The sequence below is a fragment of the Pseudodesulfovibrio aespoeensis Aspo-2 genome, assembly GCF_000176915.2.
Lineage (GTDB): Bacteria > Desulfobacterota > Desulfovibrionia > Desulfovibrionales > Desulfovibrionaceae > Pseudodesulfovibrio > Pseudodesulfovibrio aespoeensis.
In genome coordinates this window covers 659,770-674,356 of record NC_014844.1, presented here as the reverse complement: position 1 = coordinate 674,356, position 14,587 = coordinate 659,770, and the positions used below count along the sequence as shown (strand labels likewise).

Sequence of the window (14,587 nt, the reverse complement as noted above, 5' to 3'; positions counted from 1 at the left end):
TTCGATACACCGTTCAGGCGCCACGGACGGGAAAACAACCTTCCAAACCTCAAGGAGAATCTCATGGACAAGTATTATGTCAACTTCGACAACAACACTGATCGCACCTGGAGTCTGGCCGTGTATCAGACCCTTCCCAGCTCCATCGGGCTCGACAGCGTGGCCTGGAAGCTGTCCACCGTACCCAGGTCCGGTTCCAGCGGCGTGTTCTGGGAAGTGAGCTACAACGTGGCCCTCGCCTCCTACCGCCAGGACACCCCCCTGGGCGTGTACTACTCCTCCCAGGCCCTGGACACCCACCTCGGCTATGAGTGGGACATCGTCTACAGGGACGGCGTGCAGCAGCTCGAACTGGTCGAAGCCCTGCCCGTGGGCCTGGATGACCACATCCTCATCAACAACAAGTCCGGCCTGGAGGCCAACCCCGGCATCGGCATGTCCGGCACCGGCTCGGTGTTCAAGCGCAACGTGCTGAGCAACTCGTCGGCGCAGTTCAAGGTCACGCCCACCTACTGGGTCGGCCTGTTCCGCGACGTGCAGCTCGGTGAGGTCATCAGCAGCAACGTCGAAGTCGGGCCGATCAAGCTCGCCTTTGCCGAAGGCTCCAACGTGGCCACTGTCACTGCGGTCCGGCTGGGCGACTCCATCGAGTACTCGACCAAGTACTCGCGCTCCTAGCCACTGACTTCCAGCGGCGGCCACACCCGTGGCCGCCGCTTTTCTCAACCTTCGGAGGTGAACATGGAATTCGGATTGACCATCATGAATCCTGGCGAGGCTGGCTACGTATACATCCTGTTTCAACGGCTGGCACTCACCAAGCATTGCACCAGCGTCGTCTGGAAGACCGGCATGGTGCCGCCCAAAAGCTCCCCGCCCCTCATCTGGACCGATGCCCTGTGCGTGGTCCTCGGAACCAAAGCCGACGGCAGGATCACTCAGGGAGACCTCTGGAGCGTAACGTACCATACCCGCTGGTCACTGCATTATGGCAAGGAGTCTGGGGAGGACGGCTATTCCCTGCTTCAGGAGCCGGACCCGGGCACCACCATTGAGGACGATGTGATCATTGAAAACCGATCCGGCACCAAGGTCATTGTCGGCATCGGCATGGACCGGATCGGGGCGCTGTACATGGAGGACATCCTGAGCAACGAGAACGTGATCTTCAAGATGGCGCCAACCTACTATCTTGGCCTTCTCTCTCCGGATCAAGTGGTGGAGATAGGACGGGTGGTGGCTGAGTCGGACCAAGGCGGACAGGGCGGCGAGAAGGGACCGTTGACACCCAAGGACATGCTGGCGAGTTGTGCAGTGGCCCTGACGCCGCACAGGACGCAGGCCCTGGCGAATGTGACGGTCCGGCCGGACGGCAAGCCGGCCATTTCCATCTCGTATCTGGCGTAGCTGCCCTCTGGGGCGGAGTCATATGGGGCGGCCTTTGGCCCAGGCGGCGGGGTCATGGCGCACAAACGCACAAAGCCCCGATTCTTGCGAATCGGGGCTTTGGAAAGATTTCTTGGCAACGACCTACTTTCCCACACGCTACCATGCAGTATCATCGGCGATGGAGGGCTTAACTACCGGGTTCGGAATGGGACCGGGTGTACCCCCTCCTCCTTGGTCACCAAGAAAAAGGCAGTGAGTTATTACTCGAATATATCAGTAATAGGGGGAAGAGAGAATTCCTATAATTGTCAAATAAGCCGCACGATCTATTAGTACCGGTAAGCTGAACAACTCGCGCTGCTTACACCTCCGGCCTATCAACCTTGTGGTCTTCAAGGGATCTTCAGGGACTAATGTCCAGGGAGAACTTATCTTGAGGCTGGCTTCCCGCTTAGATGCTTTCAGCGGTTATCCTATCCGAACATAGCTACCCTGCAGTGCCACTGGCGTGACAACAGGAACACCATAGGTTCGTCCACCCCGGTCCTCTCGTACTAGGGGCAGACCCTCTTCAATTCTCCTACGCCCACGGAGGATAGGGACCAAACTGTCTCACGACGTTTTAAACCCAGCTCGCGTACCACTTTAAACGGCGAACAGCCGTACCCTTGGGACCTGCTTCAGCCCCAGGATGTGATGAGCCGACATCGAGGTGCCAAACCGCGTCGTCGATGTGAACTCTTGGACGCGATCAGCCTGTTATCCCCGGCGTACCTTTTATCCTATGAGCGATGGCCCTTCCATGCGGAACCACCGGATCACTAAGACCAACTTTCGTTCCTGCTCGACATGTCTGTCTCACAGTCAAGCTCCCTTATGCCTTTGCACTCAACGGCTGGTTTCCAATCAGCCTGAGGGAACCTTTGCAAGCCTCCGTTACTTTTTAGGAGGCGACCGCCCCAGTCAAACTACCCACCAGACACTGTTTCCAAGCCGGATGACGGCATTGGATTAGATATCTAAGTAATCAAGGGTGGTATTTCAAGGTTGACTCCACGCACTCTGGCGAGCACGCTTCAAAGTCTCCCACCTATCCTACACATGATTAATCAAATACCAATGTCAAGCTGCAGTAAAGGTGCACAGGGTCTTTCCGTCCTTCCGCGGGTACCCAGCATTTTCACTGGGAATTCAATTTCACTGAGTCTCTGGTTGAGACAGTGGGGAGATCGTTACGCCATTCGTGCAGGTCGGAACTTACCCGACAAGGAATTTCGCTACCTTAGGACCGTTATAGTTACGGCCGCCGTTTACCGGGGCTTCAATTTAGAGCTTTGACCGAAGTCTAACCCCACCTCTTAACCTTCCGGCACCGGGCAGGCGTCAGTCCCTATACATCGTCTTACGACTTAGCAGAGACCTATGTTTTTAGTAAACAGTCGCCCCCCCCGATTATCTGCGTCTCAAAACCGCTCATTTAGTAAATAAAATCACGGTTCTGAGCACCCCTTATTGCGAACGTACGGGGTCATTTTGCCGAGTTCCTTAACCAGAGTTCTCTCAAGCGCCTTGGTCTGCTCGACCCACCTACCTGTGTTGGTTTGCGGTACGGTACGCATGTGCTAAACTTAGAAGCTTTTCTTGGCAGCATGGAATCAACGGCTTCAGTCGGTTTAATGACACGGCATCACATCTCGGCCTTAGAGAAGAGCGGATTTGCCTGCTCCTCAAGCCTACCTGCTTGCACCGGGATATCCAACACCCGGACCGTCTATCCTTCTGCGTCCCTCCATCGCACACACATGCATGTACAGGAATATTAACCTGTTTCCCATCGACTACGCATTTCTGCCTCGCCTTAGGGGCCGACTTACCCTGGGAAGATTAACTTTACCCAGGAAACCTTAGGTTTACGGCGAATATGTTTCTCACATATTTTATCGTTACTCATGCCAGCATAATCACTTCTCATTAGTCCAGCAAACCTCACGGTTCACCTTCATCCCATCTGAGAACGCTCCCCTACCGCTCATAGTAAACTATGAACCCAAAGCTTCGGTACAATGCTTAGCCCCGTTACATTTTCGGCGCAGAATCGCTAGGCCAGTGAGCTATTACGCTTTCTTTAAAGGATGGCTGCTTCTAAGCCAACCTCCTGGATGTATCAGCAACTCCACCACCTTTCCCACTTAGCATTGATTTCGAGACCTTAGCTGTTGGTCTGGGCTGTTTCCCTTTTGGCCATGGACCTTCGCACCCATAGCCTGACTGCATGACATCATCTTACGGCATTCGGAGTTTGATAGGGGTTGGTAACCTGGTGGGGCCCCTAGCCCTTTCAGTGCTCTACCTCCGCAAGACTAATCACACGCTATACCTCAATATATTTCGGGGAGAACCAGCTATCACCGGGTTTGATTGGCCTTTCACCCCTATCCACAAGTCATCCAAATCGTTTTCAACCGATACTGGTTCGGTCCTCCACTTGATTTTACTCAAGCTTCAACCTGCTCATGGATAGATCACCCGGCTTCGGGTCTACTCCGCAGTACTTGACGCCCTATTCAGACTCGCTTTCGCTACGGCTACACTTACGCTTAACCTCGCACTACAGAGTAACTCGCTGGCCCGTTATGCAAAAAGCACGCGGTCACGGAACAAGTCCGCTCCCACAGCTTGTAGGCACAAGGTTTCAGGTTCTATTTCACTCCCCTAACAGGGGTTCTTTTCACCTTTCCCTCACGGTACTGGTTCGCTATCGGTCACTAGGGAGTATTTAGGCTTGGGAGATGGTCCTCCCGGATTCCCACGGGGTTTCTCGTGTCCCGCAGTACTCAGGTACCGGCTACGCCGATTTCGATTTAAGGTACGAGGCTTTCACTCTCTATGACCAGGTTTCCCAACCTGTTCCCTTATCTAATCACGGATCGATTATGCCGGCCCTACAACCCCGCAAGGACGAATCCTCACGGTTTGGCCTCTTCCAGGTTCGCTCGCCGCTACTACCGGAATCTCTTTTGATTTCTTCTCCTGGAGGTACTGAGATGTTTCACTTCCCTCCGTTCGCCTCTCAAGGCCTATGTATTCAGCCAAGAGATACATGGATATGACTCCATGTGGGTTTCCCCATTCGGAAATCCCCGGGTCAAAGGATATTTGGCTCCTCACCGAGGCATATCGCAGCCTATCACGTCCTTCATCGCCTCCTAGTGCCAAGGCATCCACCTTGTGCCCTTAGTAACTTATTCAACTAGGAATTCTCTCTTCTTACCCTATTTAACTGTCAAAGATCTTGCGGCCTGGCTGGTGCCGACTCCCGCCTGCCCTCCTGGTGGAGGTGGAGGGGATCGAACCCACGACCCTCGGCTTGCAAAGCCGATGCTCTCCCAGCTGAGCTACACCCCCTTTTGGAGGACAAGCGTGGTGGGCCTAGATAGATTTGAACTATCGACCTCACGCTTATCAGGCGTGCGCTCTAACCAACTGAGCTATAGGCCCCTTGGCCGCGCAAGAAACAAATCGTCCTTGCAATTAAATAGCGAGTTGAGCTTACTCTATAAAGGAGGTGATCCAGCCGCAGGTTCCCCTACGGCTACCTTGTTACGACTTCACCCCAATTACCAGCCCTACCGTAGACGACTACCTCCCGAGGGTTAGTCTGCCGTTGTCGGGTAGAACCAGCTTTCGTGGTGTGACGGGCGGTGTGTACAAGGCCCGGGAACGTATTCACCCCGGCATGCTGATCCGGAATTACTAGCGATTCCAACTTCATGCAGTCGAGTTGCAGACTGCAATCCGGACTGGGATGCATTTTTTGGGATTGGCTCCACCTCGCGGTCTCGCTGCCCTTTGTGTGCACCATTGTAGTACGTGTGTAGCCCTAGGCGTAAGGGCCATGATGACTTGACGTCGTCCCCACCTTCCTCCCGGTTGACCCGGGCAGTCTCACTAGAGTGCCCACCATTACGTGATGGCAACTAGCAATAGGGGTTGCGCTCGTTGCGGGACTTAACCCAACACCTCACGGCACGAGCTGACGACAGCCATGCAGCACCTGTCACTGAATTCTCCGAAGAGCACTCCTCCGTTTCGGGAAGATTCTCAGGATGTCAAGCCTAGGTAAGGTTCTTCGCGTTGCATCGAATTAAACCACATACTCCACCGCTTGTGCGGGCCCCCGTCAATTCCTTTGAGTTTCAGCCTTGCGACCGTACTCCCCAGGCGGGATATTTAACGCGTTAACTGCGGCACCGAAGGTAACCCCCGACACCTAATATCCATCGTTTACAGCGTGGACTACCAGGGTATCTAATCCTGTTTGCTACCCACGCTTTCGCACCTCAGCGTCAGTTCTCGTCCAGTTGGCCGCCTTCGCCACCGGTGTTCCTCCAGATATCTACGGATTTCACTCCTACACCTGGAATTCCGCCAACCTCTCCGAGACTCCAGCGCACCAGTTTCAAACGCAATTCCCCGGTTGAGCCGAGGGCTTTCACGCCTGACTTGATGCGCCGCCTACGTGCGCTTTACGCCCAGTGATTCCGATTAACGCTCGCACCCTCCGTATTACCGCGGCTGCTGGCACGGAGTTAGCCGGTGCTTCCTTTGGAGGTACCGTCAGTGAAAGGGCGTATTATACCCTAACAGTTTCTTCCCTCCTGACAGCGGTTTACGACCCGAAGGCCTTCTTCCCGCACGCGGCGTCGCTGCGTCAGGGTTTCCCCCATTGCGCAATATTCCCCACTGCTGCCTCCCGTAGGAGTCTGGGCCGTGTTTCAGTCCCAGTGTGGCTGATCATCCTCTCAGACCAGCTACTCATCGTAGCCTTGGTAGGCCATTACCCCACCAACAAGCTAATGAGACGCGGACTCATCCCAAAGCGGCAGCTTATAAATAGAGGCCGCCTTTACCACATAAAGTTAAATATGCAGGATATCCGGTATTAGCAGTCGTTTCCAACTGTTATCCCGATCTTCAGGGTAGATTATCCACGCGTTACTCACCCGTGCGCCGCTCTACTCATTCTCCGAAGAGAACTTTCTCGCTCGACTTGCATGTGTTAAGCACGCCGCCAGCGTTCAATCTGAGCCAGGATCAAACTCTCCAGTTGATAAACTTGGAGAATGTGATCACTCATCTACTCGTTATTAAACGGGCTGTGATTTCGTGATCTTATTTGCTCAACTCGCTATTTAATTGTCAAAGACCATTTGCATCGTCTCTCAAAGAACACCCGCCGTCAGGCAGGAAGGGCAAGCTACTGACTTCGCTCATCCCCGTCAACACTTTTTTCGACTTTCTTTCGTCGAGTCCCGTGCCGACCCCGCCCGGAGGCAGGAAGGGGAAGCTAGTGCTTTCGCTTGTCCCCGTCAACACCTTTTTCAACTTTTTTTCGTCGCGTCCGGTGTGGACCCTGCCGTCAGGCAGGAAGGGCAAGCTAGTGTTTTCACCCGCTCCCGTCAACACCTTTTTTCAACTTTTTCGAGCTGAGGTCGATGGTGCCAACTGTTCAATATGTTTGAGAAAGAACAAGCTGCCGGTGCGCTCTTTCGGGCTCTCCCGTGCGGCGAAGTGGAGTTCTAGGTGAAACCCACACCCAGGTCAAGCGCTTTTTTTTGAAGGGCGGCATTTTTTTGTCTAACCACCTTGTTTAATTTGATTAATAATTTGACATTTCGGGTTGCTGCCTCTTTGGTCTGCCCGCCTGATCGGTGCCGATGCCCATATGTGACTCGCCTGGGCGGGCCGTTCATGGTATGCAGGCCCCTGCCCACCACCCAAGCAGCCCGGAGCCATCACGCCATGCGCATACAGTCAAGACTCGCCATCACCTCAGTGTTCGCAGGCCTCATTGTGGTCTTCGCCTCGACGATCATCCTCTCCTCGTCGCTGACATCGCGCTCTGTCCTGCACCGCCACGCCCGGACCATCATGGAGAACATCGCCTCCTATACCATAGACAAGTCCCAGAACCACCTCATCCCGGCTCGCCAGGCCGCCCGGCTGACTCGCGGGCTGTCCAGGAACAACATCGTCAGCAGCAAGGATGTCGAGTCCATGGTGGCCTACTTCTACGAGCAGCTCTACCTTCACCCGCAGTTTTCAGGCATCTACTTCGGCAGCGACCAGGGCGAGTTCATCATGGCCTCGCGCTACAATCTGCTTGAGGAGGGCGGCTATTACACCAAGCTCATCCGGATCAACGACGGCGTGCGGTCGGTGGAACAGATATACAAATCAGCCGCCGGCACCCTGATCCGCCACCAGTTCGACCCCACAGACGCCTACGACCCCAGGACGAGGCCGTGGTACCAGCGGGCGCACCGGGCCAACGATCTGACTTGGACCGATCCTTATATATTCTACACTGCCAAGAAGCCCGGCATCACCACGGCCAACCCGGTCTATAACAGTTCCGGCCAGTTCCTGGGCGTCATCGGCGTGGACATCGGCATCGAGGAGCTCTCCACCTTCATCTCAAAGCTCAATGTCAGCGAGAACGGCAGAGCCTTCATCATGAGCCAGTCAGGCGACATCATCGCCTACCCCGACGTGGAGAAGCTCAAGCAGGAGGACGGCGACGACAAGACCCGCCTGACGCGCATCACCGAACTGGACGACCCCGTGGCCCGCGAGGCCTTCCTCTCGCTGGGACTGCCCTACGACAACCTGCACTTGAGGGAGCCGATCTTCACCACCTTCACCCTGGCCGGCGAAAAGTACAACGCCATGTTCGCGCCCTTCACCGGGGCCGAATGGCCCTGGGTCATCGGCATCTACATGCCCGAGGACGACTACCTCGGCTCCATCAAGGCCAACCGCACCGTGAACATCCTCATCGCCCTGGTGGCGGTGGTCATCGCCCTGATCATCGGCCTTCTGGTGGCCAACAAACTCAGCCGGGCCAGGGAGATGGCCGAAAGCGCGGACGAGGCCAAGAGCCAGTTCCTGGCCCGCATGAGCCACGAGATCCGCACCCCCATGAACGCCATGCTCGGCGCGGGCGAGCTGCTGGCCGAGACCAGCCTCAACGGCGACCAGCGGCGCTATGTGTCCATCTATCAGAGCGCGGGCGAGCATCTGCGCGAGCTGGTCCGCGATGTGCTCGACCTGTCCCGCTTCGAGTCGGGCAGATTCCGCCTGGAGGAAACGCCCTTTTCCCTGCGCTCGGCCATTGACAAGGCGTGCGCGGTCTTCACCCTGGAAGCCAGGAACAAAGGGCTCGACCTGCGCTGCTGTGTGGACCCGGACACCCCGGACCGTCTGGTGGGCGACCCCACCGCCCTGCGGCAGGTGCTGGTCAATCTCCTGGGCAACTCCATCAAATTCACCCCCCAAGGCTCGGTCAGCCTCGGCGTGCGCAGCGTTGGGGCCGGGCATGAGGCCGATGGCCAGACCTGCACCCTGGAGTTCACGGTTCAGGACACGGGCATAGGCATCCCGGTGGACAAGCAGGAGGTGATCTTCGAACGGTTCTCCCAGGCGGACGGCTCCACCTCGCGCAAGTACGGCGGCACCGGGCTTGGCCTGTCCATCTGCCGCAACCTAGTGACCTTCATGGGCGGCTCCATTGCCGTGGACAGCCAGCCCGGCGAGGGCACCACCCTGACCTTCACGGTCCGGCTGCCCCTGGATCAAAACACCGGATTCGGCGACGTACTGCCCGCCGCGCAATGTCGCGCCTGCGACGCGGCATCGGCCAAACGCATCCTGCTGGTGGAGGACGACGAACGCAACCGGCTCCTGTTCACCCTGTTTCTCAAGGACATTCCCCACACCCTCGACACTGCGGAGAACGGCGAGGAGGCCCTGCGCAAACACTTTGCGGCCCCCTACGACCTGATCCTCATGGATATCGAGATGGCGGGCATGGACGGCTACCAGACCACCCAGGCCATCCGCGCCCGCGAGCGCAAGGCCGGACTGCCCGAGGTGCCCATCGTCGCGGTCACGGCCCATGCCCTGATCGAGGCCGAGGACAAAAGCCGCGAGCACGGCTGCTCCGGATTCCTGTCAAAGCCCGTGACCAAGGCCGGACTGCGCCAAACCGTGGCCCAGCACCTGGGGGTCAGTCTCGACCCGGTCGATCAGACGGGATAGCACCCCCGCTCTCCGGGCGACCCGCCCGCCCTCAATAGAGCCGGGGCAGCACCCAGCCGAGCCAGCCCGCGATGAGCACGCCGCAGAGCACGTTGAGCACGGCGCCGAGGCCGAGCATGGTCCACAGGGACGCGCCCCGCATCTCGCCAAAGGCCAGGGCATTGGTGGGCGTGGCGATGGGGGTCATGAAGGCGCAGGTGGAGGCCACACTGACGCCCACCATCAGGGTCAAGGGGTCCATGCCGTGTCTGGTCGCCGCATAGTGGGCGATGGCGAAGAACGCAGCCACCACGGCAGTGTTGGAAAGCGCCTCGGTCAGAAAGATGACCGCCATGACCAGGAGCAGGAAGAGCAGTTCGGGCGCGATGTCGCCCAGCGGCAGGCGTCCGGCCTCGGCCACCAGCCGCTCGTCCCAGCCCAGCCAGCGGACCGCGCCATAAAGCGCGGCCAGTGCGAGGATGAACGTAAGCCCCCGGCGCGGCACGGACGACACCAGATCGCGCGGGCGCAGCAACGGGCCGCGCCCGGCCTGCGAAGGGGGCGCATGCCTGACAAAGAGCAGGTAAACAAACAGGACCGTAAAGACCAGCCCCGCCACCGGCGCGACTGCGGCCAAGCCCGGCACGGTCTCGCGGGCCACGGACTCCAGCACCCAGAACCCCATGTAGAGCCAGAAGAGCGCGCCACCGTACCGTTGCCGCGAGGTGGTCTGACACTCCTCGCCCACGCAGTCCATGCGCACGGTCACGGTCCTGGCCGCAGCGGGCAGCCCCAGGCCCACAGCCACGCCCCAGGCCGCGGCCACCAGCATGACCACCAGAGGCACAGACCACAGGAACCAGTTGAAAAAGGTGATCCGCTCCCGCCCGGAAACCTCAAACAGATCGAGCGCGCCAAGGAGTACGGCGTTGGCGGGCGAGCCGATCATGGACCCCATCCCGCCGATGGCCGAACCGTAGATGGCCGAGCACATGAGTACGGTGGTCATGCCCCCCACCCCCTGCCGGGCAAAGTCCGCGTCCAGCCGCTTGAGCACCGGCAGCAGGGCCAGCACGGTGATGGCGTTGGGAATGAACGACGAGAGCACTGCGGCCACGCCTATTACATACAATATTATGACCGAGGCGCGCCCATGGCTGCGCCTGAGCGCCCAGGCCACAAAGGCGTCCGTCAGCCGGGTGGCGGCCATGAGCTGGTAGACCAGATACCCCCCCGCAAAAAGCAGGATGAGCGGCAGCCTGCTCCAGAGGTATGTCCCGAATTCGCCGGATGCGTCCACGCAATCCCCCGTGTTGTCGGTGATGACACTGTGCGTACAGTGGTTTTTTTCCGCCGCCCTTGTCAACGCCGCCCGGTCCGGGAACTGCGGCGAAACTCGATAAACCACGACAATACATTCTTCATATCAATCGGTTGCAGCCAAAAATCATCGGCTGTCCCCATGCGCCTTCCCTTGGCACCCGGAATCCAGTATAGCTTGAAGTCCTGATTCACCGCTGATTTTACCGAGGGTTTTCGTGGCCGAATTCGTTCATCTTCACGTCCATTCCGAGTACAGCCTGCTCGACGGCGCCATCCGCATCAACGACCTGCTCGCGCGGGCCAAGGATCTGGGCATGCCCGCCGTGGCCATCACCGACCACGGCTCCATGTTCGGGGCCATGACCTTCTACACCGAGGCCCTGGCCATGGGCATCAAGCCCATCATCGGCTGCGAGGTCTACGTGGCTCCGGGCGACATCGACGACGCCCACGCCCACGAGGTCAAGGACAAGAGCGGCGGCTACCACCTCGTGCTCCTGGCCAAGAACCGGATCGGCTACAAGAACCTGATCAAGCTCGTCACCACCGGCTACCTCGAAGGGTTCTACTACAAACCCCGCGTCAGCAAATACCTGCTCAAGCAACACGCCGAAGGGCTCATTGCCCTGTCCGCCTGTCTGGCGGGCGAGGTGCCGCGCATGCTCATGAACGAGGGGCTTGAGGCGGGCGCGGCCATGGCCGGGGAATACGAGTCCATCTTTCCCGGCAACTTCTACCTTGAGCTCCAGGACAACGGCATCGGCAAGCAGACCCGCCTGAACGAACTGCTCATCAAGTGCGCCGAAAAGACCGGCCTGCCCCTGGTGGCCACCAACGACTGCCACTACCTGACCGCCGAGGACTACGAGGCCCACGACACCCTGCTCTGCATCCAGACCCAGACCACGGTGGACGCGGAAAAACGGTTCCGCATGGACACCCGCGAGCTCTACTTCAAGACCCCGGAGGAGATGGAACAGGCGTTTGCCCACGTGCCAGAGGCCATTGCCAACACCCAGCGCATCGCCGAGCGGTGCAACCTCGAGATCGAGCTCGGGAGCTACTATTTCCCGGAATACGAGTTGTCCGAGGGCGTGGCCGACATCAACGAGGAGTTCGAAAAACTCTGCCGCGAGGGATTGCGCAAACGCCTTGCGGCCATCCCCTACCCCGTGGACGAGGCCGTCTACTGGAAACGGCTCGACTACGAGCTGGGCGTCATCATCAAGATGGGGTTCCCGGCCTACTTCCTCATCGTCCAGGACTTCATCAACTGGGCCAAGGACAACCGCATCCCGGTGGGCCCGGGCCGAGGCTCGGCCGCAGGCTCCATCGTGGCCTGGTCCCTGCGCATCACCAACCTCGACCCGCTCCCCTATGACCTGCTCTTCGAGCGGTTCCTCAATGTCGAGCGCATATCCATGCCGGATATCGACGTGGATTTCTGCGAGCGCCGCCGCCTGGAGGTGGTCAAATACTGCGCCGACAAGTACGGCCACGACCGCGTGGCCCAGATCACCACCTTTGGCACCATGAAGACCAAGGCGGTCATCAAGGACGTGGGCCGCGCCCTGGGCATGACCTTTGGCGAGACCGACCGCATCGCCAAGCTCATCCCCGAAGACCCCGGCGTCATGGCCAAGCTGCTGGGCGTGGAAAAAGCCAAGATCAGCGTGCCCAACGCGGTCAAGGCCGTGATCGAGCTGGACGACATGGTGGCCACCGACCCCAGGGTGGCCAAACTCATCGACATCTCCACCCGGCTCGAAGGGTTGTGCCGTCACGCCTCCACCCACGCGGCGGGCGTGGTCATCTCGGATAGGCCCATGACCGAATTCCTCCCCCTCTACAAAGGCAAGAAAGGGGAAATCGTCACCCAGTTCGACATGAAGAAGGTCGAAAAGGTCGGCCTGATCAAGTTCGACTTCCTGGGCCTGCGTACCATGACCGTCATCGAGGACTGCCTGGACATCATCCGCGAGCAGGGCAAACACGCCCCGGACCTCGACACCCTGGCCCTGGACGACCCGGCCACCTACGACATCTTTGCCAAGGGCGACACCGACGGCATCTTCCAGGTGGAGTCGTCGGGCATGCGCAAATACCTGCGCATGCTCCGCCCCAACTGCTTTGAGGACATCATCGCCATGCTCGCCCTCTACCGGCCCGGCCCTCTGGGCATGGGCATGGTCGACGAGTTCATCAAGCGCAAGCACGGCGAGGTGGCCGTCTCCTACCCCCACCCGTCCCTTGAGGACACCCTCAAACCCACCTACGGCGTCATGGTCTACCAGGAGCAGGTCATGGCCACGGCCATGATCATCGCCAACTACTCGCTGGGCGAGGGCGACCTGCTGCGCCGGGCCATGGGCAAGAAGATCGCCGAGGAAATGGCCATGCAGCGCGCCCGTTTCCTCGAAGGCGCACGCGAAAACAAGATCGACGAGGCCGTGGCCAACGCCATCTTCGACACCATGGAGAAGTTCGCGGCCTACGGCTTCAACAAGTCCCACTCCGCCGCCTACGCGCTCATCTCCTACCACACTGCCTATCTCAAGGCCCATTTCCCGGTGGAGTTCATGGCCGCGCTCATGAGCACGGAAATGAACAACACCGAAAAGATCGTCATGTACATCAACGCCTGCCGCGACATGGACATCACGGTCAAACAGCCCGACATCAACGCAGGCCAGGCGCGCTTCTCGGTGCTCGACGGCGACATCCTCTTTGCCATGGCCGCCATCAAGAACGTGGGCGAGGAGGCCATCAACGAGATCGTGGCCGAGCGCGTGGCAGGCGGTCCCTTCAAGGACATCTTCGCTTTCTGCGAGCGGATCAACCTGCGCCGTGTCACCAAGCGCGTGCTCGAATCCCTGATCAAGGCGGGCGCGCTCGACTGCTTCAGCTGCTCGCGCGCCGCCCTGCTCGAAGACCTGGAAAAGGCCGTGGGCTTCGGCCAGAAAAAGGCCAAGGAAAAGGAATCCGGCATGCTCAGCATGCTCGACATGCTCGGCGGCGCGTCCGCCCAGGCCGCCCACACCCCCACCTGCTCCTCCTGCGAGGAGTTCGACGACCGCGAAAAGCTCGAAATGGAAAAGGAAGTGCTCGGCTTCTTCCTCTCCGGCCACCCGCTGCTCGCCTATCGCCACGAACTGGCCCGGCTGCGCACCGCCACCCTGGAGGACTGCAAGTCCATGCCCAACGGCACCGAGGTCCGCGTGGCCGTCATCATCCCGGACTACAAGCAGTTCATCACCAAAAAGGGCGACCCCATGGCCTTCTGCACCGCCGAAGACCTGACCACCTCCGGCGAGATCACCATGCTCCCCAATGTCTACGCCGAGGCGCGCGACAAGCTCGACGCCGACCGCCCCCTGCTCATCCAGGGCAAAATCGACATCCGCGAGGAGCCAGGCCAGGAGGACGCCCCCAAGGCCGCCAAGATCCTGGCCGACAAGGTCCTGTTCCTGGCCGACGCGGTCCAGGGCTCGGACCAGCCCGTGTCCCTGTGGATCGGCGAGCGCAACGCCGTGGACCCGCACCTCGACGCCCTCAAGACCATCCTCAGACGCTACCCCGGCACCACCGCCGTCAACCTCGGCGTCATCACCCGCGACTCGGTGGTCAACATGCGCCTTGGCAACGGCTGGCAGGTCAACCCTGGCCGCGAATTCTGGAAAGACGTCGAAACCTGGCAAAACGGCGACGCCCTGCGCCATCAGGCCGGGGGGGAGTAGGGTGCCTCCGGCGGCCAGGGGGGAAGGGGAGAGGGAAACCCTTTGGGAAAGGGCTTTCC

At 59.2% G+C, this 14,587-nt stretch carries 5 protein-coding genes, 2 tRNA genes and 3 rRNA genes; 4 read left to right on the top strand and 6 right to left on the bottom strand.

From position 1 onward, the window contains the following. The first annotated feature begins 63 nt into the window (after positions 1-63). Positions 64-678, top strand: a complete 615-nt coding sequence (locus tag DAES_RS03080; protein ID WP_013513568.1) for a hypothetical protein — start codon at positions 64-66, stop codon at positions 676-678. Between the two features lie 63 nt (positions 679-741). Then, positions 742-1,407 (top strand): hypothetical protein, encoded by a 666-nt coding sequence (locus DAES_RS03075; RefSeq protein WP_013513567.1) that lies wholly within the window; start codon positions 742-744, stop codon positions 1,405-1,407. 110 nt (positions 1,408-1,517) lie between these two features. Here the strand turns inward: DAES_RS03075 and rrf are convergent. The 5 genes from rrf to DAES_RS03050 all read right to left on the bottom strand — a co-directional run bounded on the left by rrf (position 1,518) and on the right by DAES_RS03050 (position 6,499). After that, positions 1,518-1,632, bottom strand: a 5S ribosomal RNA gene (gene rrf / locus DAES_RS03070). Positions 1,633-1,697: 65 nt separating this feature from the next. Beyond that, positions 1,698-4,637 (bottom strand): 23S ribosomal RNA (locus DAES_RS03065). An 81-nt stretch (positions 4,638-4,718) separates the two neighbouring features. Next, a tRNA-Ala gene (locus tag DAES_RS03060) sits at positions 4,719-4,794 on the bottom strand. Positions 4,795-4,810: 16 nt separating this feature from the next. Beyond that, positions 4,811-4,887 (bottom strand) — tRNA-Ile (locus tag DAES_RS03055). A gap of 60 nt (positions 4,888-4,947) precedes the next feature. Continuing rightward, positions 4,948-6,499 (bottom strand): 16S ribosomal RNA (locus tag DAES_RS03050). The 16S, 23S and 5S rRNA genes sit together here with 2 tRNA genes alongside, the layout of an rRNA operon. A 692-nt stretch (positions 6,500-7,191) precedes the next feature. Between DAES_RS03050 and DAES_RS03045 the strand changes: the two genes are divergently transcribed. After that, a complete protein-coding gene (locus tag DAES_RS03045) occupies positions 7,192-9,489 on the top strand; it encodes a hybrid sensor histidine kinase/response regulator (RefSeq protein ID WP_013513566.1) in 2,298 nt (765 codons plus the stop codon). A gap of 31 nt (positions 9,490-9,520) precedes the next feature. Here DAES_RS03045 and DAES_RS03040 read toward each other — a convergent pair whose 3' ends face one another. Continuing rightward, positions 9,521-10,768 (bottom strand): SLC13 family permease, encoded by a 1,248-nt coding sequence (locus DAES_RS03040; protein ID WP_041271328.1) that lies wholly within the window; start codon positions 10,766-10,768, stop codon positions 9,521-9,523. A 238-nt stretch (positions 10,769-11,006) separates the two neighbouring features. Here DAES_RS03040 and dnaE point away from each other — a divergent pair, with 238 nt between their 5' ends. After that, positions 11,007-14,528: a DNA polymerase III subunit alpha gene (dnaE, locus tag DAES_RS03035; protein ID WP_013513564.1), complete on the top strand. Its 3,522-nt coding sequence runs from the start codon at positions 11,007-11,009 to the stop codon at positions 14,526-14,528. The last annotated feature ends 59 nt before the right edge of the window (positions 14,529-14,587 follow it).

What these genes read in the sequence shown, in the direction of transcription:
- DAES_RS03080 (WP_013513568.1), top strand. Translation starts at nt 64, where the DNA reads ATGGACAAGTATTATGTCAACTTCGACAACAACACTGATCGCACCTGG.
- DAES_RS03075 (WP_013513567.1), top strand. Translation starts at nt 742, where the DNA reads ATGGAATTCGGATTGACCATCATGAATCCTGGCGAGGCTGGCTACGTA.
- DAES_RS03045 (WP_013513566.1), top strand. Translation starts at nt 7,192, where the DNA reads ATGCGCATACAGTCAAGACTCGCCATCACCTCAGTGTTCGCAGGCCTC.